The following is a 23670-nucleotide window of genomic DNA, read 5'->3' as shown; positions in this document are numbered from 1 at the left end:
GGCGGCTTGACGCGCCGTCGTATGGGGGTCGATGTGCGGTTTGGTGTGACCGGTCACCGGGTGCTCCCGCCGGGCATCGCCGAACTGGCGGTCAACTACTGGCGCCGGGCGCTGCCCACCGGAGCCGGCCTGCTCGCGGTGTCGAGCCTCGCCGACGGAGCCGATCAGTTGTTCGCCGCCCATGCGCTGTCCGTCGGCGGCACCCTGGAAGCGGTGCTGCCGTGCGGGAACTACGCCGGCTCGCTGCCCGCGGACGGCGCCCGGGACCGGTTCGAGAACCTCGCGCGGGCGGCGGCCACCGTGATCACGATGCCGTACCCCGAGCCGTGCGAGCAGGGATATCTGGCCGCCGGCCACGCCCTCGTGGACCGCTGCGACCACCTGTTCGCGGTGTGGGACGGCCTCCCGGCCCGCGGACCGGGCGGCACGGCCGACGTCGTTGCGTACGCCCGGGCCCGCGGCCGCCCGGTCACCGTGCTGTGGATCGACGGCGCCCGCCGGGCCTGACTACCTGTCCGGCACGGTCGTCGGGAGGTCGGCGACGGGCGCGGCCGGCACGCGCAGGTCGGCGAAGATCTGCCGGGCCCGGTCGCGGTACGGCTCGGCGGGACCGGGCTCGCCGGTGTCCCGCAACGCCGCGGCGATGCCGTCGTGGGCCCGGGCCTGCTCGTACCGATCCCCTATGTCCTCGGCCAGGACCCGCGCCTGACCGTGCTGGGCCTGGGCTCCGGCCGCGTCCCCGGCGGCGAGCAGCACCTGGCCGAGGTCGTTGAGCGCCTCCGCCTCGCTGGCCCGGTCCCCGATCCGCCGGTGCAGCATGAGCGCACGGCGCAGATGGCCGGCCGCCTCGGTGAGGTGCCCCTGCCGGGCCCGCACCGCTGACAGGTCGGTCAGCACGTACGCCTCCGCGGTCCGGTCGCCGGTGCGCCGCACGGTGTCGAGGCTGCGCTCGAGGTGGGCGGCGGCGCGCTCCAGCGGGGCCGGGCGGTGCGGGCGCCGGGCCAGCAGGGACAACACGTACGCCTCACTGAACCGGTCACCGAGCGCGGCGTACAGCTCGAGGGCGGAGCCGAACCGCTGCGCCGCCTGCGTGTGGTCGCCCAGCCGCGCGTCGATCAGCCCGAGGCGGACCAGCGCGTCGGCCTGACCGGCGTCCTCACCGCGCTCCCGGTACAGCGTCCAGGCGCTCCGGTAGTGGTCCGCGGCCTGCCGGTAGTCGCCCAGTCTCCAGTGGACGCTGCCGAGGTTGCGCAGCACCAGCGCCTCCGCCGCACGGTCGCCGAGGTCCGCGTACAGCAGCAGTGCCTGCCGGTAGGTCGCGGCGGACTCGTGCAGCCGGCCCTGCCGCCGGTGCAGCCGGCCCAGATCGGACAGCGCCCGGGCCTGCGCGTCGCGGTCGCCGAGCGCCTCCGCGGCGGACACCGCCGACGCGGTGACGGTCGCCGCCTCGGCCACCGGCCCGCCCGCGTCGAGATGGCGGAACAGGGTCTCGGCGAGGGCGACGGTGTGCTGGTACCAGCCGTGCATCGCGCCGAACGTGCAGAGTGCGGCGAGGTTGGGCCGTTCCGCCTCGATCCAGCCGCGGGCCGCGTCCGGGTCGCCGGCCCGGGTGGTGCCGTCCGGGTACAGCGTGGCCATCGCCGCGCTCGCCCCGGCGAGGTAGTGGTCGAACAGGCGGGTGAGGGCGGCGCGCCGGTCCGGCTCGGCGTCGTGCCCGGCGGCGAGCTCCGCCGCGTACGCCCGCAGCAGGTCGTGCATGCCGTACCGGCCGCCGGGGCCGGCCTGGACGAGGCTGGCGCGGGTCAGCACGCCGAGCAGACGCCGCGCCTCGCCGGCACCGGTGCCGGTCAGCGCCGCCACCGCGTCGACGTGCGCGGTCTCGCCGGGGTGCAGCCCGAGCAGCCGGAACACCCGGGCCGCACCGTCGGGCAGGTTCTGGTACGACCAGGAGAACACCGCCCGGATCTCGGCGCGCGGGTCGCCGCCCGCGTCCAGCAGGTCGAGCCGTACCTGATGGTCGGCGAGCTCGGCGACCAGGTCGGCCAGCGGCACGTCGGTGCGGTCCGCGGCCAGCTCGGCGGCGATCCGCAGGGCCAGCGGCAGCCGGGCGCAGGCCGCGGCCAGCTCGGCGGCCGGGGCCGGCTCCCGGTCCACCCGGGCGCCGATCAGCTTGGCCAGCAGCCCGACCGCGTCCGGCAGCGGCAACAGGTCCAGGTTGACCCGCTCGGCGCCGTGCACGGCCACCATGCCCGGCAGCGAGTCGCGGCTGGTCACCAGCACGAGGCACGACCCCGTCCCCGGCAGCAGTGGCCGGACCTGCTCCACCGAGGAGGCGTTGTCCAGCAGCACGAGCATCCGGCGGCCGGTCAGCTCGGACCGGTAGCGGCCGGCGCGCTCGTCGGTGCCCGGCGGGATCTCCGACCCGCGTACGCCGAGCGCGGTGAGGAACCCGGCCAGCGCGTCCGCCACCGCCACCGGCTGTTCGGCGTCGTAGCCGCGCAGGTTCACGTAGAGCTGGCCGTCGGGGAACGCGTCGCGGACCCGGTGCGCCCACCGCACGGCCAGCGCCGACTTGCCCACCCCGGCCGTGCCGGACAGCAACGCGACCGTGAGCGGCGGTTCCTCACCGCCGGGCGGGGCGAGCAGGCGGTCCAGCGCGGCCAGTTCATCGGTACGCCCGGTGAACGCGCGGACGTCGGCCGGCAGCTGCGTCGGCATGGTCGCCGCGGTGGCGGGCGGCGCCGCGGTCCTGCGGGGCTCGGCCGCCGGCCCGGCGAGGGCGGGATCGGCGGCGAGGATCTGCTCGTGCAACCGGCGCAGCGCGGCGCCCGGGTCGCTGCCCAGCTCGTCGGCCAGGCAGCGGCGGATGCGCCGGTACTGCTCGTCGGCGTCGGCCTGGCGGCCGCACCGGTACAGCGTGAGCATCGCCTGCCCGGCCAGCCGCTCGTCCAGCGGGTGCTCGGCGACGGCGGCGGACAGCGCCGGCAGCAGCTCGCCGTGCCGGCCCAGCCGCAGCAGCACGTCGTTGCGGTCCAGCTCGGCGGCGAACCGCTCGTCGAGCAGCGTGCGACGCGTCGCGTCCAGCCACGGCGTGTCCAGCCCGGCGAACGGGTCGCCCCGCCACAGCTCCAGCGCCTGCGCCATCAGGTCGGCGGCCGGCCGGTCCGACTCCGCCGCGCGGGCGAGCGTCATCAGGCCGCGGAACCGGTGCAGGTCCACCGTCTGCGGATCCACGGCGAGCAGGTATCCGCCCGCCTCCCGCAGGATCTCGACCCCGCCGGCGCCCGCGACGGCACGCCGCAGCCGGGACAGGTAGCTGTAGAGCGCGCCGGCCGCCCGCTGCGGCGCATGGTCGCCCCACACCCGGTCGATCAGCTGGTCCACCGTGACCGGACGGCCGGCCTCGACGAGCAGCACGCCCAGCACGCACCGCTGGCGGGCGTGCCCCAACTCGACGGACCGGCCGTCGATCCGGGCCTCCACCACGCCGAGCACACCGAACTGGGCCGCCAACCTACCTCCGCCTGCCTGCCACCCGACCAGGGAATTCAAGAAATCTACAAGGACCGGTGCCAGTCTCCCATGCTTCGTACAAGATCCGTCGGCGAGCATTGACGTCGTTGCAGGGGCAGGTGGCCCTCGCCCGATTACGCAAGCGTACGGGGGAATCGGGACGCCACAGCGACACGGAGAGCGACGGGCAACCTGTCCTGCAACAAGCCCTCGGCCGGGCACCGGAGCGGCCCGTGGTCGGCTGCCATCGACGTACCCCACAGTGCTGCGGCACAATCTGGCGCGAACTCGCGACGGGGGGCCTCGAGATGGCTTATGACGCCTTCATCTCCTACAGCCATGCGGCCGACGGCGCCCTGGCACCGGCATTGCAGCGCGGCCTGCAGCGGCTGGCGAGGCCGTGGCACCGGCGCCGGGCGCTGGAGGTGTTCCGCGACCAGACCGGCCTGGGGGTCAGCCCGGCGCTGTGGTCGTCGATCCGGGCGGCCCTCTCCGGTTCGCAGTACTTCGTGCTGATGGCCTGCCCGGAGGCGGCGGAGTCACGCTGGGTCAACCAGGAGGTCGAGGCCTGGCTGGCACAGCACCCGGTGGACCGGCTCCTGCCCGTCGTGACGTCCGGGGAATGGGTGTGGGACGCCGACCGTGGCGACTTCGACTGGGAGCGGTCGACGGCCGTGCCGCCCGCGCTGCGCGGCGTGTTCCGCGAGGAGCCGCGCCACCTCGATCTGCGCTGGGCCCGCTCGGAAGGCGAACTGGGCCTGGACCACGGCCGGTTCCGCGAGGCCGTCGCCGAGCTGGCCGCCGCCATGCACGGCATGAGCAAAGAGGACCTCGACAGCGAGGACGTCGCCCGGCACCGTCAGGTGACCTGGTTGCGGCGCGGCGTCCTGCTGGTCATGGGCCTGCTCATCGTGCTGGCCGGCGCCACCGGGGCGCTCGCGGTGCGCAACGCGCGTACGGCGGCCTCCTCCGCGGTCGAAGCGTCGCGGCAGCAGCAGCTCGCCGAACGGCAGCGCGACTCCGCCGCGGCGTACGCGGCCGAGGCGCAACGTCAGCAGCAACTCGCCGGGGACGAGCAGGACCGCGCCCAGCAGGCCGCCGCGGACGCCCGCCGCCAGCAGGGCAACGCCGAGCAGGCCGCCGCCGAGGCGGACCGCCAGCAGGGCAACGCCGAGCAGGCCGCCGCCGACGCGAGCCGGCAGCAGACCCGGGCCGACCGGGCCGCGGCGGAGGCCGAACGTCAGCGGGTTCTCGCCGCGGAACAGCAGCGCAAGGCGGCGGACACGGCCGCCGAGGCGCAACGGCAGCGCGACCTCGCCGACCGGCAGCAGGCCCGGGCCGACCGCGCGGCGAAGGAGGCCGAACGCCAGCGGGCCATCGCCGCCGAGGAGCAGCGCAAGGCGGCGGACGCAGCCGCCGAGGCGCAACGGCAGAAGAAGGTGGCCCGTACGGAGCAGCGGATCGGCATCAGCCAGCGCCTGATCAGCCAGGCCGACGCCGTCCGGCAGAACGATCCGCGAACCGCGACGCTGCTCGGGATCGCCGCGGAGCAGCTGAACCCGGGCGACCGGGCCGAGGCCGCGCTGATCAACACGCTGGCCGCCACGCGTTACGCGGGTACCCTCACCGGCCACACCGGATCGGTGACCGCGACGGAGTTCAGCGCGGACGGGCGCCTCCTGGTGACCGGGAGCGCGGACAGCACCGTACGGCTGTGGGACCTGCCCGAGCGCGGCACCCCGCGGAGCCTGGCCCGGCTCACCGGCCACACCGATCCCGTCGCCGGTATCGCGCTCAGCGGGGACGCCACGGTCCTGGCCACGGGCAGCTGGGACGGGGAGGTCCTGCTGTGGGACCTCACCGACCGCCGGCATCCCCACCGGCTGTCCTCGATCGCCGATCACACCGACGCCGTCACCACGGTCGCGCTCAGCGGCGACGGGCGCACGCTCGTCAGCGGCAGCTGGGACGGCTCCACGCTGGTGTACGACCTCGCCGATCCCCGGCACCCCCGCCGCCTGGCCACCCTCGCCGACGGCGACGCGTCGGTGTCGGACCTGGCCCTCAGCGCCGACGGCCGCACGCTGCTGACCAGCACCTGGAACGAGACCGTCGTCTGGGATCTGCGCGACCGCCGCGAGCCGCGCCGGCTGGGCGCGCTGGCCGAGCTCGCGCACTCGCAGGCCGACCTGGCGCTCAGCGCCGACGGCGACACGCTCGCCGTGAGCCAACAGGACCAACCCGTCTCGGTGTGGGACCTCAGCGACCGCGGGAACCCCCACCGCGTGGCCCAGCTGACCGACGGCACCGGGTGGGTCAACGCGATCGCGCTCAGCGCCGACGGGCACACCCTCGTGGCCGGCTACGTGAACCACGCCGTCCTGGCCTGGGACCTCACGCGACCCGGCAAGCCCGTACGGACCGGCCGGCTGAGCGACTACTCCGGACCGGTGAACTCGATCGCGCTCAGCGCCGACGGGCAGATGCTGGCCATGGAGGGCCGCAACTACACCGAGCAGTTGTGGGACCTGAGCGACCGTACCGGCCCGCGCCGCATCGCGCAGGTCACCGGTCACAGCGACGAGATCAGCGGGGTCGCCCTCAGCGCCGACGGGCGCATTTTCGTCACGGGAAGTTACGACGGCACGGCGCTGGTGTGGGACCTGTCCCGTCCCGCCGAGCCGCGTCGGCTGGGCCGGTTGGAGGGCCACCTCGACTCGCTCGACGCGGTGGGGCTCAGCGCGGACGGGCGTACGGTCATCACGAGCAGCGTCGACACCGTCCGGCTGTGGGACACCGCCGACCTCTCCGCCGGCCGCCCGGTCGTCACGATGACCGGGTCGACGCCGGTGACCGCGGCGGCGCTCAGCAGCGACGGACGGCTCGTGGCCGTGGGCCTCGGCGACGGCACGGTCGAGCTGTGGAACGTCGCCGACCACCGGGCGCTGCACCGATGGGCCCGCTTCCAGGGTGTCGACAGCGGGGTCGAGACGATGACCCTCAGCGCGGACGGGACGACCCTCGCCGTGAGCAACGGCGCGAACGTCCAGCTGTGGGACGTGACCAGCCCGGCCGCACCCCGCAGGGCGGCGCTGCTCAGCGATTCCACCGGCGCCCTGGACGAGGTGTCGCTGAGCGCCGACGGGGCCACCCTCGCCACCGCCGGCTCGTACGGGGTCGTGCTGCTGTGGGACACGACCGATCCCGGCCGGCCCCGGCAGGTCGCGCAGATCGTCGGCGAGGCCGGCTCGACCCGCTCGGTGACGCTCAGCCCGGACGGGCGCACCCTGCTCAACGGTGGCCCGGACGGCGCGGTCCTGGTGTGGGACCTGACCGACCGCAGCAACCCCCGCCACCTCGTCTCGCTCGACGCGGACGTCAGCTCGACGTCCACGATGGCGTTCAGCGCCGACGGCAACAAGCTCGCAGCGGGCGTACGCCGTTCCGCGGGCGTGTGGGACCTGACGCACCTCAACGGCCTCCGCCACCACGCGGTCGAGCGCGCCTGCGCGATCACCGGCGGCCTGACCCGGCAGGAGTGGGCCCGCTACGTGCCGGACGTGCCGTACGAGAGGACCTGCGTCAGGCCCTGAGCCACTGCTGGTTGCTGCCGCCGTTGCACGTCCACAGCTCGACCGCGACGCCGTTGGCCGTTCCCGCCCCGGTCACGTCGAGGCACAGCCCGGACTGCACGCCGACGATCGTGCCGTCGGCGTTGAGGCGCCACTGCTGGCCGGCGCCACCCGTGCACGACCAGATGCGGATCGGGGTGCCGGCCGCGGTGCCCGGCGCGTCGAGGCACTTGTTGCCGTACACGGTGAGCTGGTTGGTGGAGGTCGCCGTCCAGGTCTGGTTGGCGCCGCCGTTGCAGTCCCAGATCTGGACGACCGCCCCGTCGCTCTGGCTGGCGCCGTTGACGTCCAGGCACCGGTGGGAGCCCGAGCCGCGGATCGGCCCGGTGGGCGTCGTGCCGCCGCCGAGCGGCGTGACGGTCAGGTTGTCGAACTGGGCCGGTACGCCCTGGCCGGTGGCGTAGCCGATCTGGCCGGCCACCCAGGCGGAGTCGCTGACGCTGCCCAGCGTCGTGCCGTCGAGGGCCGCGGTGAGGCTGCCACCGTTGACCGTCAGTGACAGCTTGTGCCAGCGGCCGGTGCCCAGCGCGGCCGTGGTGCCGCCGGCGAGGGTCCGCTGGTTGCCGCTGGTGTTGTTGCTGCGGATCGACCACGACCCGTTGTCCGCGACCCGCAGGTAGTAGGCGTTGAGGTTCTGCGGACCTTCGTGGTTGTAGTTCGTGGCGCGCGCGATCAGCTGCAGGTACCCGCTCCTCTCCAGCATGACGTCGCTGGAGACGGTGTAGTTGCGCCAGCTCAGATCGCCCAGCAGGGAGAACGGCTCGGCGTGACCCGACGTCCAGAAGATCGGCGTCTGCTCCGACATCTGGCGTACGCACTGGCCGGTCCGCCCGCCGCCGCAGGGGACCACCTCGAACGAGCCCTGGTGGTCCATCAGGTACCGGGCCTCCCGGGCGCTCTGGTAGCCGTCGAAGTCGTCGGCGTACGGCAGGGCGAGGCTGCCCTGCGCCGGGCTGACCGCGGTTCCCCTGCCCTGACCTGTCGTGGTGGTGATGCTGTAGACGTACCCCGGCTGGACGGTCAGCGAGAACGTCCCGTTCGACGGCGTGATGTCGGCGCGCCGCACGAAGTGGTCGGCGGTGTTGTTCGACCGGACATTCGTGGACCACACGTGGACGGTGCCCGTCGACAGTCCGCCGGTGACGGTGAAGCTGAGGTCCTGCGCGGAGCCGGCGTCCATCGTCTCGATGATGGTGCTGTAGTCGCCGGTGTTCGGCGACTTCAGGGAGACGTAGCTGCCGTTGGCCTTGTTACCGCCGATATATCCGCTGGCACCGTCCAGGTAGCGCCATCCCGGTGCGGTGAACTGGGTGGTCTGAGCCATCACCCAGGTGTTCTTGCCGATCGAGTAATACCCGGACCACGGCTGCGGAGCCACCGCCACGCCGGTGGTGCTCCAGGGCACGTTCGGGGTGATCGCGGCGATCACCGGCCAGTTGAGGTACGCGGTCATCTTCCCGTCGATGTAGTCGCGGTTGATGCCACGGGCCAGCGCCTGCGCGCCGGCGTTGTAGTCGTCGGAGCCGTTCTCGCTGGCCCACAGCGTCTTGCCGGAGTTGATCGCGTTCGCCGAGCTCGGGCAGTCGGTCTGCGCGCTGCGGTACCCGCAGACGTAGTGACTGCCGAAGACCGACACCGCGTTGGCGAACGCGGGGTCACGCTGGGCATCGTCGGCGGTACCCCATCCGAACTCGTCCGACGCCACGATCTTCACGTTCGGGAAGCCCCGTGAGTTGAGCGCGGAGCGGAGGTTCTTGTACCAGGTCAGGTCCCGGCCGCGCTCGTTCCAGCCGCCGAGGTAGTCGATGGTCAGCCCGTGCGAGGCGGCGCAGCCCAGCCAGGCGATCAGGTAGTCGATCGAGTCGTTGGACCAGAAGTTCCCGTTGCCGATCCAGCCGGGCGCTCCCCAGGACAGCCCGACGAGCTTGATGCCGGGGTTGCGCGCCTTCGCCTGACCCATCAGCCACCACTCGTACCCGCGATCGCAGTTCACCGCGCCGCGGACGTGCTCGTGGCTCGGTTCCGCGCCGGACGTCGAGTTGGTGTCCCCGCCGATCTCGACCTTCATGATCTGCATGGCCGCGCCGTACCCCGGCTTGAACAGGTAGTCGAGGATGTCGCTGCGCTGCGGTTCCGGATAGTCGATCAGCAGCCGGCTGTTGCCGCCACCGCCGCTGATCGCTCCGACCCCGTCGAACACTCGCCCTCCGGACGTACCGTTGACGGTGATCGCAGTCGCGGCCCGGGCGGGGGTGGGCGACGCGACCAGCACGCCGGCGATCGCCAGCAGCAGGGCCGCGGCCACCGCCCAGAAGCGGGACGGCCGGTGGGCAGATGTCGTCATGATGGTCCCTCTCTGCCCGGCCCTCCGGTCCGGCGCGCGCATTCGCCGGACCGGAGGGAACCCGGGCGGTTCAGCTGGGGGTACAGGTGACGGCGGTTCCGCCGCCGTTCCCGGTGCCCTGGAAACCGAAGGTGGTGCTCTGGCCGGCGGCCAGCCGTCCGTTGTAGCTCTGGTTGGTGACGACGACGGTCCCGGTGGTGCCGCCGGCGACGCCGTTCCAGAGCGAGCTGATCGAGGCTCCGCCCGGCAGGCCGAGGGAGACGCGCCAGCCGTTGATCCCGCCGGATCCCGCGGTGACGGTCACGGCGGCGACGAAACCCCCGCTCCATTGATCCTGCACCGCGTACGCCGCGGAACAGCCCGCGTTTCCGTCGCCCGGCGGCGGGGTCGTCGGGGTGTCGCCGCCGAGCGTCAGGTTCTTCTGCTGGACCTGCCACTGGCTGTGGCACAGACCGCAGTCGGGACCGGCGAAGGCGGTGCCGGCGGCGGTGTCGCCCTGGAGACGCCATTTCAGCCAGAGCACCGCCACGCGGCCGAACTCACCGCCGTTGACCTGGTCGTACGTGCCACCGTGCCCCACGTTGAGGTTGCCCATGAACGCGGGCAGCCCGGCCGGCAGCTTGCCCCAGTCGTCCATGGCGTTCGGGTACGCGATGTCGCTCGGGCCGCCGATGAAGTAGGCGATCGGCCTGGTCAGCCGCCGGAGCTGGTAGTCGTCGGCGTCGTTGAGCAACCCGCTGCTGAAGATCAGGGTCGTGGTGATCCGCGGGTCGTCGGAGACGGCGTACGCCTCGAGGCCGCCGCAGGACCAGCCACCGACGGCGATCTTCGTGACGTCGAGCTTGCCGTAGTACTTGCCGCCCTGCCGGGAGTTCTCCGCGACGGCCCAGTCGATCGACTGGGTGAGCATGGCCGACGTCGTGGAGCCGGACCCGTTCGGAGCCCCGCTGGCGATCACCAGGAACCCGTGCGAGGAGATCTCGCGCAGGAAGTTGATCTGCCCGGTCCCGTTGGCCGCGCAGCCACCGTTGCCCCACACGAAGACCGGAAGACGCTCGGACGGCAGCGTCTGCGGCCGGTAGATCGTGTGGTTGGCCAGGGTCGCCGAGGTCTCGTAGTCGGCGGGGTACGGGCCGGAACCGCCGGCGGCGGCGTTGGCCGGTGCCGCGCCGAGGGCCATGACCCCGGCGGTGATCGATGCGACGGCGGCGCTCAGCAGCGCGCCCCTTCTCCGGCCGTTCATCGCTGCAGGGTGAGCAGTCCGGGCCGCCACGGCAGGTTGTTGTAGTCGCCGCCGGCGCTGGGGTTCTTACCCTGGTAGAGCAGTTGCAGGTTGCACGGGTCGACGGTCTTGGTCTGGTCCGGGTTGGTGCGCACCAGGTCACCGTGGCTGATGTCGTTGGTCCAGGTGGCTCCACTGTTGGCCTTGCCGGCGAACGGGTTGCTCTCGGTGGCTGCCTGCGGGGTCCAGGTGCCGCTCAGGCTGGACGAGGTGAACGAGCGGAAGTAGCGGCCCTGGCTGCCGATCGCCTCGACGATCATCAGGTACTGGTTCTGGCCCGCGACCTTGTAGACCTCGACCGCCTCGAACAGGTTGTTGGTCGAGTCGCTCATGATCGTCGTGTAGGACGACCCGAAGCTGCCCGGGAAGTTCCCGATCGGCATGCTGGCCCGGTAGATCTTGCCGTTGTCCCCGGCGAAGAACAGGTACATGTTCTGCCCGTCGCCGATGAGCGTCTGGTCGATGACGCCGTACGGGGCGTCGGCGATCGTCCCGGTGAACAGCGTCTGGGCGCTGGACCAGCCGTTGGCGTTCGTCGGATCGGTGGAGGTCTTGTAACTGAACGACGTGGGACCCCACTGGTACGCCAGCACCCAGATGTTCTTCGGCGCGAAGTAGAACAACGTCGGCGCCACCGTGCCCTGGCTCATCCCGTTCTGACTGGCCGAGGCCATGTCCGACCAGTTGGTGAACAGGCCGAAGTTCATCGAGCCGTACGACCCGTTGGCGACGTTCGACGCGTACACCAGGTGTTTGCCGTTGTAGACGACGTTGGTGAAGTCCTTCAGCGACACCCATCCGTTCTTGGGCTCGGCCAGCGGACCCGACGACGTCCAGCGGTAGCTCGCCGGGAGCGTGCAGGTGCCGCCCGGCGGGGTCGACGGCGGGGTGGACGGCGAACTCGGCGGCGGGTCGGACGGTACGGACGGTGAGGACGGGACCGTGCCTCCGGTGCAGGCCACGCCGTTGAGCGTGAACGCGGCCGGCACCGGGTTGCTGCCGGTCCAGGAGCCGTTGAACCCGAACGACACCGTGCCGTTGGCCGGGACCGAGCCGTTGTAGCTGACGTTCTTCGCGGTCACGGCCGAGCCGCTCTGGGTCACCGTGGCGTTCCAGGTCTGCGTCACGGTCTGTCCCGCGCCGTAGGACCACGTCAGCGCCCAGCCGGACAGCGGATCACCGAGGTTGGTGATGGACACGTCGGCGTTGAACCCGCCCTGCCACTGCGACGACACGGCGTACTTGACCGAGCACCCCGCGGCCGCGGCGCCCGCCGGCGACACGGCGATCGCCGCCGATGCCGCGAGCACGACGGCACCGGCGGACGCCAGGACGACGGTGGCCAATCTTGATCTGGTCATGGCTTCTCTCTTGCCCGTGAGGTGAACGGTAACATTGATGCCCGTCATAGTATGGGAGCGCTCCCAATTCCTCAACGGAAAGTGCTACGTTCACAATCATGTTCGTCGATCTCTGTCGCGCCGCCGCGGCGGGTCTGCTCCTCGCCGGCGCCGCGGCCGTCCCCGCCGCCGCGGCCGTCCCCGCCGCCGCGGCCGGCTCCGCCATCGCCGATCCGGACACGCCGCCGGGGGTGCCACCCGGCGTCTGCGCGGCCGGCATCCCCGCCGAGCCACCCCTGCCCGGCACCGCGCTGTCCGCCACGCGCATGCAGGGCGGGTTCTCGTTCCTCGAGGGCCCCGTCTGGATCGCCGACCAGGGCTACCTGCTCACCTCCGACCTCGGCACGGCCACCGGCCCCGAACAGGTCCAGCCGTCGGCGATCCGCCGGCTCGCCCCACCGGCGCCGGCCCAGACGTTCGTCGCCGCCTCCGGCAGCAACGGCCTGGCGCTGAGCCCGGACGGGCAGCAGATCATCGCCGCCACCCACGACAACCGCGGCGTCTCCGCGTACCGGCTGTCCGACGCCACCCGAACGGTGATCGCGGCGGACTACCAGGGCCGCAAGTTCAACTCCCCCAACGACGTCACGGTCCGCGCCGACGGCGTCGTCTACTTCACCGATCCCAATTTTCAGCGGGGTCGCCGCGCCGACGAGATGAACGGCCGGACCGGGGTCTTCCGCGTCGTGAACGGGCAGGTCTCGCTCGTCGACGACACCGTACGGCAGCCCAACGGCATCGCGCTGTCCCCCGACGGCCGCACGCTGTACGTCGGCGCGTACGGAGAGAACCGCATCTACGCGTACGCCGTACAGCCGGACGGCGGCACCGGCACCCGGACGGTCTTCGCCACCATCGGCAGCCCGGACGGGGTCACCGTGGACTGCGCGGGCAACGTCTACTGGGTCTCGCACAACGAGGGCCGGGTGTACGTGTTCTCGCCGGCGGGCGCCCCGCTCGGCACGATCACGTCCGGCCCGGAGGCCACCAACGCGGCGTTCGGCGGTCCCGACCGGCGCACCCTGTACATCACGTCCGGCCGGACCGGCGACTACGGGATCTCCAGTATCCGGCTCGGCGTACCCGGTTACCCGTACTGAAAGGTCCTCCCATGCGTGCTGTCACGCTGGCCGTGCTGCTCCCGGCGCTCCTGGCGGCCGGTGGTTCCCCGCTGCCGGACGCCCCGGCCGACACCACCCCGCCGACCGCCCCGGCCGAGCTGCACGCCGACGCGCTCACCTGCGACTCGGTCACCCTCAGCTGGTCCGCCGCCACCGACGACGTCGGGGTCGACGCGTACGACGTCTACCACGACGGCCAGCTCGTGAGGTCGGTCCCGGGGTCCACGACGTCGGCGTCGCTGCCCGTGGTCGGCGGCGTCGCCTGGGGCTGGTACGTGAACGCCCGCGACGCGGCCGGCAACGTCTCGCAGGCCGGTCCCACGGTGACCGTCACGCCGCCGTACTGCGACGTGGACGATCAGGCGCCCTCGGTCCCCGCCGGGCTGACGGGCAGCGCGACCGGCACCACGGTCGTCCTCACCTGGACGGCCGCCACCGACAACGTGGCGGTGACCGCCTACGTCGTGTACCGCGACGGGGTCGCGATCGGCACGGTGCCCGGCTCGGCCGCGAACCCGCCGGCCACCTCGTACACCGACAGCGGGCTGCGCCCGGACACCGAATACCGGTACGCCGTACTGGCGCGCGACGCCCAGGGCAACGCCTCGGCCCAGAGTGCCGGGGTGACCGTCTCCACCGGCGCGAGCTGCACCAACCCGGTGTGCGGCGCCACCGCGGTGACCACCGAGCCGGACCTGCCCTGGGGACTGGTCCAGACCCCCGGCGAAACGGTCCTCTACGGACGCCGCGACGTCTTCGACATCATCGCGATGAACCCCGACGGCAGCGGCAAGCACAGCATCGGCACCGTACCCGGAGTGGAGGGCACCAACGGTGAAGGCGGCCTGCTCGGCCTGGCGATCGGACCGGACTTCACGACCGACCGGTGGCTGTACATCTACCACACCACGGCCACGGACAACCGGATCGTCCGCATCCGCTACGACGGGACCCTGCGGACGGACACGCTCGAGGTGCTGCTGACCGGCATCCCGCGCAACAAGTACCACAACGGCGGGCGGCTCCGGTTCGGCCCGGACGGCATGCTGTACGCCGCGGCCGGCGACGGCCAGGACCCCGACCAGGCCCAGGACCTCGCGAACCTCGGCGGCAAGGTGCTGCGGCTCCGGCCGGACGGCGGCGTACCGGCCGACAACCCGTTCCCCGGCAGCTACGTGTGGAGCTACGGACACCGCAACCCCCAGGGGCTCGCCTTCGACTCGCGTGGCCGGCTGTGGGAACAGGAGTTCGGCAACAACGTCATGGACGAGACCAACATCATCGTGAAGGGCGGCAACTACGGCTGGCCGGCCTGCGAGGGCACGACCGGCGACTGCGCCGATCCCGGCCTGATGGCACCGGTACGCACGTACCCGGTCGCATCGGCATCCTGCAGCGGCATCGCCATCGTCCGCGACGTGCTCTACATCGCCTGCCTGCGCGGCGCCCGCATGTACCGGGCGGTGATCAGCGGCGACACGCTCACCGACGTCCAGCAGTACTTCGTGGGTACGTACGGCCGGCTGCGGACCGTCGAGCCGACGATCGACGGGAACCTGTGGCTGACCATCAGTCCCGGCGGCGACAAGGACAGCGTGCCGAACAACAGCAACGCGAAGATCTTCGAGGTGACCCTGGGGCAGGACTGAGTCCACGCTCCGGCGACGGAGCTGTACCAGGTGTGTACGGCCGGTTCTTCGCGGTGCGGAGGTCCCTGGGCCTGGCAAGCCGTTCAGGGTCAGGGGCCGGTCAGCGACTCCACGTGCCCGATGCCGAAGTAGAAGACAGCATGGCCGCCGTTCCCGGCCATCAGCCGGCTGACAGCGGCCCGGTCCGGGTACGACGCCGGCACGACGACCATCGACTCGCCCTTGCGCAGGCCTTCCTCGTACAGCTTGATGATCTCGGTGTGGTAGCCCCAGCTCTCGAAGAACTTGAGGACCCGTTGCCCGATTCCGTGCGGCTCGGGATCGAGAATGCGGAGACCGTCGGCGCCGTGCAGGATGCCGACGAGGTCCGTCTCGATGCCCAGCCCGGGCAGGGCCGCCATGATCGGTACGCAGTGCCGGCCGCCTGGGACGAGTCCCGCGACCGCCTCCACCGGGCGAGGCCCGAAAGTCTTGACGTTCTCCTGCGGGGCGGTCATGACGCGCCGTCCGGGACGGGCAGCGCGGCGCAGCGCGCCCACGCGCCGGGTCCGGCATCACCATGAACGTCGTCCACAAGCTCCTCGGCCGGCCGGCCCGCACCAATGACAGTGTTCCCGTGCATGACGCCCCCTGACGGTGATGGGCACGCCTGCTTCACATCTGCGCACCATTGGACTCTGGAGTCCATCCTGCGCCGAACGGACGGCGTTGGCAAACGGCGGTGCGCATCAGAAGTCGACGCCTGCACGCTCGCTGGACACCTCAACTATTGGACTCTATAGTCCAGTTGTGTTCGCTTCGAAGGACTCGACGTGCGCCAGCGCCATGTCCAGGGCGACCCGCATGGGCTCGGCGTCGTGCGCTGTCTGAGCCAGCAGGTAGCCGCCCTGGACGGCGGCCATCACCGCGACGGACAGCGTCGCGGGATCGGCGTCGGCGCGCAGCGTGCCGTTGTCGCGCATCCGCCGGAAGCCATCTGCGAGCATTCGTTCCCAGGTGGCGAAGTGTCCGGCCAGTGCCTGCCGGGCGGCCTCGTCGGTATCGGACAGCTCGGCAGCGAGGGCGCCGATCTCACATCCGTACGCTCCGCTGCGCAGCTCGTTGCGCTGCAGCACGGCGTCGCGCCATCGGCGCAGGCCGGCGAACGAGCTGACGCCCTGCAGCAACCGGTACTGACGCTCCAGCACCACGCCGGCCTGATGGTTCACGACCTCGCGGACCAGTTCCTCCTTGGCCGCGAAGTGGTGGTAGAGCTGGGACTTACTGGTGCCACTCGCGACCCGGACCTCGTCGAGGGTGGTGGCGGCGACGCCCTTGACGGCCATCAGCTCCGCGGCCGCCAGCACGATGCGCTCCCGGGTGGCCGCCCCGCGTGCGGTCAGCCGGGTGCCCTCGCTCCTGACCGGCGGGTCGACCACGGCCGCCAGGTTACCCGACCGCCAGGGCGAGAACCGCCGGCCCGGTCGGTGAACTGCCGGTACGCCGGCCACGGCAAGCCGCACTCCGCCAACGAGACAAAGACCGAGAAGAGGATTTCCATGAAAGCGATCGTGGTGACGGACCGGGCTGCGGGAACGGCCGGGATGACGCTGGCGGAACGGCCGGAGCCGCCGGCAGCGATCAACGACGTCGTCGTCGAGGTTCACGCGTCGGGGTTCGTACCGACGGAGATCGCGTGGCCGTCCACCTGGACCGATCGAGCGGACCGTGACCGGACACCGTCGATCCCGGGGCATGAGCTGGCCGGAGTGGTCACCGCCCTCGGTTATGGCACGACGGGGCTGTCGGTGGGACAGCGGGTGTTCGGCCTCACGGACTGGCACCGCGACGGCACCCTGGCCGAGTTCGTGGCGGTCGAAGCGCGCAACCTTGCGCCGCTGCCGGGCGACGTCGATTTCACGGTGGGCGCGAGCCTGCCGATCTCGGGCCTGACCGCGTGGCAGGGACTGGTCGAGCACGGCCGCCTTCGGGCGGGGCAGAGTGTGCTCGTGCACGGCGCGGCCGGCGCAGTCGGGACGATGGTGACGCAGCTCGCTCGTGAGTTCGGTGCGTACGTGATCGGCACCGGACGCGCTGGCGACCGTCAGAAGACGCTCGACTTCGGCGCGCAGGAGTTCGTCGACCTCGAGAACGACGCTCTGGAGGACGTGGGCGGCGTCGACCTGGTTTTCGATGTCATCGGCGGAGACATCCAGAAGCGATCCGCCGGCCTGGTCCGCGCCGGAGGAATGCTGGTGACCATCGTCGGGCCGCCCGAGGCCCGGCCCGCGAACGGCCTGGCGGTCGACTTCGTCGTCGAGGCCGATCGCGCTCAATTGGGCGAGATCGTCCGGCGCGTGCGGGACGGGCGGCTGCGGACGAACATCGGCAAGGTCGCGACGCTCGACGATGCCGTCGCCGCCCTCAACCCGACCGAGCGCCTCGAGGGGAAGACGATCATCCGCGTTCGTCCGTAAGAACTCGTCCGGATCCGGAACACCCCTCCTCACCGCCTCTCGGCACAGAGGGCGCCAGATGACCGGCGCGCACCCGGAGCGCGAGAAGGTTGAGCCAGGCCCAGCCGAGAACGATGGTGATGCGTTGGAACAGCCCGGCGTATGCCTCGCTTGCCAGGCCCTGGATGGTGGCGAGCATCGCCACCGCGGTCACGGTGCTGTAGACCGTCCAGCCCCAGTTCCTTCGGCGTAACGACGACACGGCCACGACGAGGCACAGCAACGGGACGCCGAGGAACACCGGTATGGCGGCGATGTTGTGCACAGTGCCGTGCCACGAGGTGGGGTCAGTGTGGACCGGGTCTGTCACGAAGAGGCCGGACACGATCAGCGCGACGGCGACCAGCACGACGAGGGCCGGCAACACCACACTTCTCGTTGCGCGGCGCAGCCCCGCGGCAAAGAGGAGCAGCAGGACGCCGTACACGAGGAAGTTGGCGATCTGCTGCCAGCCGTACCGGCCGATCGCGAGTTCGCTGACGGTCTGGCGCAGCAGGTCGTAGCCCGGTCTCAGCGACTCCTCGACGAGAAACGCGATGATGAACAGAGGCGGGCCGACCACGCCACAAGTCAGCAGTCGGCGGGTGGTCGGATCGAGTGCGGTCATACACCTCATTGACGGCTCCGCGGCCTCGCTCCGACAGCCCGGAACGTCGGCGGACCGACCTACTTTCGTCAGTACTCGACCGCGCGCGCTGCGCATAGGGTTGCGCCATGCGCCGGCACGCGATGGTCGACGCGGTCACGGTTGGTCTGGCCGCGATGGTCGGTCTGCTGCTCATGTACGGGCCCGCTGCGGCATTTCGCCCGTACGGCCCAGGCGGAGTGGCGGTTCTGGCCGCGTTCGCCGTCGCGCTGTGGTGGCGCCGTTCGGCCCCGGGCGCGGTGGCCTGGATCGTGGCGGGCCTCAGCATCGCCCTCGTGCTCGTGGAGGCGCTGGTGCCGGGCTCGGTGCTGCGCCCCTCCGCGGGGCAGTTGACCGTGCTGGTCGCTCCGGCGGCTCCATTCGCCGCGTACGCCGTGGCGTTGTATGCGGGCCGCAGCCGCGCGGCCTGGCTCGCCGTCGCTGTCCTCACCGCTGTCGCCACCGCTCCCTGGCTGGCATCACCCGGGCGCTTCCGGAGCGGCTTGCTGCTGATCGGGATCCCCGTCCTCCTCGGCCTCTACGCGGGAGCCCGCCGCCGCCTTCTCGAGGCACTGCGGGATCGGGCCGAACGGGCCGAGCGCGAGCGGGACCTGCGCGCCGCCGAGGCCGTCACGCGGGAACGCGCGCGGCTGACCGCCGAGATGCATGACGTCGTCTCGCACCGCGTCAGCCTGATCGTCCTCGAGGCCGGGGCGCTCGGCCTCACCTCGGCCGATGCCACCACGCTGGCGGCGGCCGAACGGATCAGGGCGGCGGGCTGCAGCGCGCTGGACGAGCTTCGCGAACTTGTCCGCGTGCTGCCGGAACCGGACGACCACGAGGACGCGCCGCAGCCGCTGCCTGACCTCGCACCGCTGGTGGCCGCCGCGCAGACCGCCGGTACGCAGGTCGAGGTCGTCGAGCTGGGCATACCGGTCCCGGTTGCGCCGATCGTCGGGCGGACCGTGTACCGGCTCGTCCAGGAAGGGCTGACGAACGTGCGTAAACACGCGGCGGGCGCGCCCGCACAGCTACGACTCGCGCACGGCGAGAAAGGGCTGGACCTGTCGATCCGAAACCTCGCCGCGACCGTGCCACCCGACCCGGCGCTTGCCGCGAGCGGCTCGGGTACGGGACTGCTGGGCCTGCGCCAACGCATCGAGCTGGTCGGCGGCTCGTTCACCGCCGGCCCGTGCGCGGACGGCGGCTTCGAAGTGCGCGCCGAGTTTCCGGGACTGCCGGACCGATGAACCTGCATCCGGTGCGCGTGGTCGTCGTCGACGACGATCCGATGGTCTGCGCCCACCTGCGCACCATCCTGGAGTCCGCCGCAGACATCCGGATCGTCGAGGTCGCACACGACGGCGCGGCCGGACTGGACGCCGTGATCCGGCATCGGCCCGATCTCGTGCTCATGGACCTGCGGATGCCGGGTGTGGACGGGCTGGTCGCCACCACCCGGATCGTCGCATTGCCGAAGCCGCCGGTGGTCGTCGCGCTGACCACATTCGACGCGGACCGGCACGTCCTCGCCGCTCTCCGCGCGGGCGCGGCGGGCTACGTGCTGAAGTCGACACCACCCCGGGACCTCATCGCGCTGGTCCGGGTGGCCGCGGCCGGACACACGGTCCTCCCGCCCGGCACGACCAAGGGACTTCTGGCCGGAGTGGCACGGTCGGCCCTGCCCGACGGGCTGACGGAGCGGGACATCGAGGTACTGACCTGTCTCGGCGAGGGCCTGTCCAACGCACAGATCGGCGCCCGGCTTCATCTGACCGAGCAGACCGTCAAGGGATACGTGTCCCGGGTGCTCACCAAGCTCTGCTGCGCCAACCGGACCCAGGCGGGACTGCTCGCGCAGCGCTACGGCCTGGGCGTGCAGTGAGACCACGACGCGAACCCGCACCGACGTGAACCGAGGGCGTGCGAGTGAGCTCGGGCCCACTCCGCACGACTCCCGGAGGTCGGCTCACGGACGCGCACATACCCGGCGTTGCGCTCGCATATCGGCAACGCACACTTCGCGCCGCTCCCGCTCCCGCTCCTGCCCGGCGCCGTCGGCCGTGGAGGCTTCAGCTGCGCATTACCGGGTCAAGCACGTGGTATGTCGCGGCGGTGGAAGGCGCTGAACCCGGCCAGCGCGAGCGCGACGGCGGCGACCATGAGCGCTGCGAGGCCACCGGCATCGACCGTTCCCAGTGGAGGGTTGCCGACATGCGTTGCAGGGGCAAGGTCGAGTACCCACTGCGCGAGTTCAAGGCCGGGGCCGAGAATGGAGATGAAGGTCGCGAGGGCGTATCCGGCCCAGGCCAATCCGATGCCGCGGGGCCACAGGCCGAACAGTACGAGGGCGAGACCGGCGGGTACGAGTTCGGACGGCAGATAAGCCAGGCCGGCTGCCATGGTGGTGGTGAATTCGTCCGTGTTGCCGAGGGACCAGGCGGTCGACAGTGCAAGGACCGCGGACGAGCCGACGACGATGAGTATCAGCCCGGCCGCGATGATGACGCTGTGGGCTGCCAGCCAACGGAGGCGGGAGAGAGTGCCGGCGAGTCGGGTCTCCAGGCGGCCCTCGGCCTCCTCGGTGCGGAGCGTGCCGATCGCCTGGATGACGTACCCGGTCCCGATGATCGCCAGATAGAGCTGGGTCACGGCGATGAAGCCGTCCAACGGCCGACCACCTCGGATGCCGATGGCCTCGGCCAGCGCGGGGTTGCCGGCCATCGCGTCGAGGAACTGTTGGGACAGCGAGCCCATCATCGCAGTGAGCAGGATCCCGCCCGCCAGCCAGCCGGCGATTGCCGGGCGGTGGATCCAGGCCGCGAAACCGACCGGCCCTCGCCGGGCCGCCCGCGCCGGGCCGGAGCCGCCACGCAGCAGCGCGCTGCCGACGTCGCGGCGCGCGGCCAGCCGCACGGCCGCGCCGCCCGAGGCGAGGCCCGCGACGGCCGGGACGACGAGCACCCACCACCGCTGGTCATCGAACGGTGCTGTCTTCTCCGCCCAGCCCAGCGGGGACAGCCACGTCAACCAGCCGAGGGTCGTGTCGCCGACCCCACGCAGGACGTAGGCCGCAGCCAGCACGATCAGGCTCCACGTATATATCCCTCGGGTGTGCAGCACGAGTTGCGCCAGCAGCGCCGCGAGCCCGGCGAAGACGAACGCCAGCGCGCCGAGCGCCGCGCTGTAGAGGATCGCCCCGGACACCGGGACCTCCAGGAGCACCAGCCCGGCGGCAAAGAGGATCGACGTGACGAGGACCGCCGAGGCCGCCACCATGAGGGCGGCAAGAGTCGGCTGATGCCGGGCGATCCGGCCGCCGAGGATCGTCTCGAGCCGGCCCGACTCCTCCTCGCGGCGCGTCGAGCCGGCGACCACCCCGATGCCCAACAGCGGGAGCAGAAACGAGGCGAGGAACCCGAACTCGTCCTGGATGACTCCGCCGAGACTGTCGATACCCTCGACGTGGCCGTTGATGGCGGCCAGCGCGCTGCCTGCGGTGACCGCCTCGGCATAGGTACGGATCTTGGCCGGGGTGTCGTAGAGGCCGGCGACCGCGGCGGCCGTGCCCGTCATGCTCGCCGCGAGGGCGATGATCCAGACGAGGATGCCGCGGCGGCGCGTGCGCCAGACGATCCGGACCATCGTGCCCAGTTCGTGCGGAGAGGAAGCGGCGGCATTCATCGCGCACCCTGGGTGAGCGTTTCGCCGGCCTCTTCCGCGTCGAGGGCTTCGCCGTAGCTGCGCAGGAACAGCGCGTCGAGGCTCGGCGGGGTGACGGTCAGGGTGTGGATCCGGGCGGCGTGCAGCCTGCCGATCATGGCGTCCAGGTGGTCGGCGTCGATCGTGAACCGGGTGTCGACATGCCCGTCCAACCGTTCACAGACGCAGTCGGCCACGCCCTCGGCGCCGGCGAGGTCTTCGGGCTTGCGGGCGGTGACGGCGTGCACCGCGGTCCGGGTGTGGCGGCGCAGGTCGGCGAGGGTGCCGGTGGTGACGGTCCGGCCCCGGCGAACGATGCTGACCCGGTCGGCCAGCGCCTCGACCTCGTCGAGGAGGTGACTGGAGAGCAGCACCGTGACGCCATCCTGCTTCCGTTCGCGTACGCACTGCTGGAACGCCTGCTCCATCAGGGGGTCGAGCCCGGACGTGGGCTCGTCGAGGACGAGCAGCTCCGCCTCCGCGGACAATGCGGCCACCAGGGCGACCTTCTGGCGGTTGCCTTTGGAGTAGTCCCGGATCCGCTTGGTCGGATCGAGTTCGAAGCGCTCGATCAGCCGGTCCCGGCGCTTTTCGTCGACTCCGCCGTGCGTCGCGCCGATCACGTCGAGGCATTGGCCGCCGGTCAGACCGGGCCACAACGCGACGTCCCCGGCGACGTAGGCGAGACGCCGGTGCAGCCGGGCGGCGTCCCGCCAGGGGTCGGCACCGAACAGTTCGACGTGGCCGCCGGTGGCCCGGGTCAGGCCGAGCAGGATGCGGATGGTGGTGGACTTGCCCGCCCCGTTGGGGCCGAGAAAACCGTGGACCTCGCCCGGACGGACCGTGAGTTCCAGCCCATCCAGGGCGCGCACTGTGCCGAACGCCTTGGTGAGCTCGTGGATCTGGATGACATCGGTGGGCGCACTCACGATGGCTCCTCCCCGGGCGCTGTCATGAACGCGCCCTGCGTGTAGACGGTGGCGACCTCTCTGGCCCAGCGGGTGATGCCCTCCGGCGTGAGCGGGTCGATTCCGATCGCGGCGGCGATCTGGTTGCGCAACAGGATCAGTGCGAGGTCGTTGGCCAGGAAGAACGCGGCACGGACCGCCGGGTCTTCACCCGGCCGGACGGCGCCCATCTCGGTCATGGAGTCGAGCAGCCGGCGGGTGAGCGCGTACCAACGACCGAACAGCGCCGCGCCCGCCGGGTCGTTGACGAGCAACAGCCGGCGCAGGTACGCGGGCAGCGGCGAGCCGTGCGGGAAGGCACGCGCGAACAAGTCGGCAACCGACACCCAGTTGTCCCCGGTCAGCGCGCCGGCCAGGGCTCGCTCGTCCATCTCGAACAATGAGTCGAAGGCCCGCGAGGCATAGCCGTCCACCGCCGCCCGCAACCCGTCCTTGCTGCCGAAGTGATGCACCAGGAGCGCCGGCGAAACACCGGCCGCCGCGGCGATCTCCCGCATCGTGACGGCATCGGGCCCACGCTCAGCGAACAGGCGCAGAGCGGCGTTGCGAATGTTTGCCTTGGCCGTCAGGTCACCGTCGTCAGCGACTGAACTCATGTTCAAAACGCTAAACACTTGTACAGCCCGGGTCAAGAGGTGAGCGCGCCGCAGTGACACGCGCCAACCACTCGTCACGCCCGGCGCTGGGCGGGCAGCCGCTCCTGCGGGGGCCCGCGCCTGCGGTGGAGCGGCGCCTGACGCAGCGCACGTCGAACGACGACCAAGGTGCAGACATGGTTGTGCTCACCCAGGGAGGCGGGAATCAGTCACGGGAGAGGTCAGCCTGGCCGACCGGGCCTGCTGCCAGTACCGTGACGAAAAAACGCGCCGTCATGGATCATGACGGCGCGTGTTTCGCAGGACGATCTACGTGTGGACCATACGTGGCAGAATAAGAACC

The 23670-nt window shown here is 71.7% G+C and carries 17 protein-coding genes; 7 read left to right on the top strand and 10 right to left on the bottom strand.

The window, feature by feature from the left end; genetic code table 11:
* The first annotated feature begins 33 nt into the window (after positions 1–33).
* Positions 34–507 (top strand): hypothetical protein, encoded by a 474-nt coding sequence (locus COUCH_RS11695; RefSeq protein ID WP_249612098.1) that lies wholly within the window; start codon positions 34–36, stop codon positions 505–507.
* Here COUCH_RS11695 and COUCH_RS11690 read toward each other — a convergent pair whose 3' ends face one another.
* The gene (locus tag COUCH_RS11690) at positions 508–3513 is read right to left on the bottom strand and encodes an AfsR/SARP family transcriptional regulator (RefSeq protein WP_249612097.1); all 3006 of its coding nucleotides are present in this window, start codon (positions 3511–3513) and stop codon (positions 508–510) included.
* A 308-nt stretch (positions 3514–3821) separates the two neighbouring features.
* On the opposite strand from COUCH_RS11690, the gene COUCH_RS11685 reads away from it, so the two are divergent.
* Positions 3822–7106: a TIR domain-containing protein gene (locus COUCH_RS11685; protein ID WP_249612096.1), complete on the top strand. Its 3285-nt coding sequence runs from the start codon at positions 3822–3824 to the stop codon at positions 7104–7106.
* On the opposite strand, the gene COUCH_RS11680 is transcribed toward COUCH_RS11685, so the two are convergent.
* The 3 genes from COUCH_RS11680 to COUCH_RS11670 form a co-directional block, all read right to left on the bottom strand.
* Positions 7096–9489 carry a ricin-type beta-trefoil lectin domain protein gene (locus COUCH_RS11680; protein WP_249612095.1) on the bottom strand — a complete coding sequence of 798 codons (2394 nt, stop codon included), beginning with the start codon at positions 9487–9489 and terminating at the stop codon, positions 7096–7098. The two genes, COUCH_RS11685 and COUCH_RS11680, sit on opposite strands and share 11 nt — an antisense overlap.
* 70 nt (positions 9490–9559) lie before the next feature.
* The gene (locus COUCH_RS11675; RefSeq protein WP_249612094.1) at positions 9560–10732 is read right to left on the bottom strand and encodes a cellulose binding domain-containing protein; all 1173 of its coding nucleotides are present in this window, start codon (positions 10730–10732) and stop codon (positions 9560–9562) included.
* Entirely contained in the window at positions 10729–12132 is a 1404-nt protein-coding gene (locus tag COUCH_RS11670) for a non-reducing end alpha-L-arabinofuranosidase family hydrolase (RefSeq protein WP_249612093.1), read from the bottom strand. The genes COUCH_RS11675 and COUCH_RS11670 overlap by 4 nt, the downstream gene beginning before the upstream one ends.
* A gap of 98 nt (positions 12133–12230) precedes the next feature.
* Between COUCH_RS11670 and COUCH_RS11665 the strand changes: the two genes are divergently transcribed.
* Together COUCH_RS11665 and COUCH_RS11660 are read left to right on the top strand one after the other, a co-directional pair.
* Complete coding sequence (locus COUCH_RS11665; RefSeq protein ID WP_249612092.1) at positions 12231–13271, top strand: SMP-30/gluconolactonase/LRE family protein; 1041 nt, start codon at positions 12231–12233, stop codon at positions 13269–13271.
* An 11-nt stretch (positions 13272–13282) separates the two neighbouring features.
* Positions 13283–14941: a PQQ-dependent sugar dehydrogenase gene (locus COUCH_RS11660; RefSeq protein WP_249612091.1), complete on the top strand. Its 1659-nt coding sequence runs from the start codon at positions 13283–13285 to the stop codon at positions 14939–14941.
* 89 nt (positions 14942–15030) lie between these two features.
* Here COUCH_RS11660 and COUCH_RS11655 read toward each other — a convergent pair whose 3' ends face one another.
* Complete coding sequence (locus tag COUCH_RS11655; RefSeq protein WP_249612090.1) at positions 15031–15438, bottom strand: hypothetical protein; 408 nt, start codon at positions 15436–15438, stop codon at positions 15031–15033.
* 279 nt (positions 15439–15717) lie between these two features.
* Entirely contained in the window at positions 15718–16359 is a 642-nt protein-coding gene (locus COUCH_RS11650; protein WP_249612089.1) for a TetR/AcrR family transcriptional regulator, read from the bottom strand.
* 120 nt (positions 16360–16479) lie between these two features.
* Between COUCH_RS11650 and COUCH_RS11645 the strand changes: the two genes are divergently transcribed.
* Positions 16480–17397 (top strand): NADP-dependent oxidoreductase, encoded by a 918-nt coding sequence (locus tag COUCH_RS11645; RefSeq protein WP_249612088.1) that lies wholly within the window; start codon positions 16480–16482, stop codon positions 17395–17397.
* On the opposite strand, the gene COUCH_RS11640 is transcribed toward COUCH_RS11645, so the two are convergent.
* On the bottom strand, positions 17378–18043 hold the full coding sequence (locus COUCH_RS11640; protein WP_249612087.1) for a DUF998 domain-containing protein: 666 nt from the start codon (positions 18041–18043) through the stop codon (positions 17378–17380). The two genes, COUCH_RS11645 and COUCH_RS11640, sit on opposite strands and share 20 nt — an antisense overlap.
* Before the next feature lie 107 nt (positions 18044–18150).
* Between COUCH_RS11640 and COUCH_RS11635 the strand changes: the two genes are divergently transcribed.
* Positions 18151–19311, top strand: coding sequence for a sensor histidine kinase (locus COUCH_RS11635; protein ID WP_249612086.1), 1161 nt, complete (start codon positions 18151–18153; stop codon positions 19309–19311).
* A complete protein-coding gene (locus tag COUCH_RS11630; protein WP_249612085.1) occupies positions 19308–19946 on the top strand; it encodes a response regulator transcription factor in 639 nt (212 codons plus the stop codon). The genes COUCH_RS11635 and COUCH_RS11630 overlap by 4 nt, the downstream gene beginning before the upstream one ends.
* Before the next feature lie 206 nt (positions 19947–20152).
* Here the strand turns inward: COUCH_RS11630 and COUCH_RS11625 are convergent, their stop codons facing one another.
* Genes COUCH_RS11625 through COUCH_RS11615 form a run of 3 tightly spaced genes read right to left on the bottom strand, consistent with a single transcriptional unit; the run spans position 20153 to position 23345 of the window.
* Positions 20153–21745: an ABC transporter permease gene (locus tag COUCH_RS11625; RefSeq protein ID WP_249612084.1), complete on the bottom strand. Its 1593-nt coding sequence runs from the start codon at positions 21743–21745 to the stop codon at positions 20153–20155.
* Positions 21742–22692 carry an ABC transporter ATP-binding protein gene (locus tag COUCH_RS11620; RefSeq protein ID WP_249612083.1) on the bottom strand — a complete coding sequence of 317 codons (951 nt, stop codon included), beginning with the start codon at positions 22690–22692 and terminating at the stop codon, positions 21742–21744. Before COUCH_RS11620 ends, COUCH_RS11625 begins: the two co-directional genes overlap by 4 nt.
* Positions 22689–23345, bottom strand: coding sequence for a TetR/AcrR family transcriptional regulator (locus COUCH_RS11615; RefSeq protein WP_249612082.1), 657 nt, complete (start codon positions 23343–23345; stop codon positions 22689–22691). The genes COUCH_RS11620 and COUCH_RS11615 overlap by 4 nt, the downstream gene beginning before the upstream one ends.
* Positions 23346–23670: the final 325 nt, after the last annotated feature.

It is taken from the genome of Couchioplanes caeruleus (assembly GCF_023499255.1).
GTDB classification, from domain to species: domain Bacteria; phylum Actinomycetota; class Actinomycetes; order Mycobacteriales; family Micromonosporaceae; genus Actinoplanes; species Actinoplanes caeruleus_A.
Note: the sequence above shows the minus strand (reverse complement) of the source record. Positions and strands in the feature narration are given on the sequence as shown.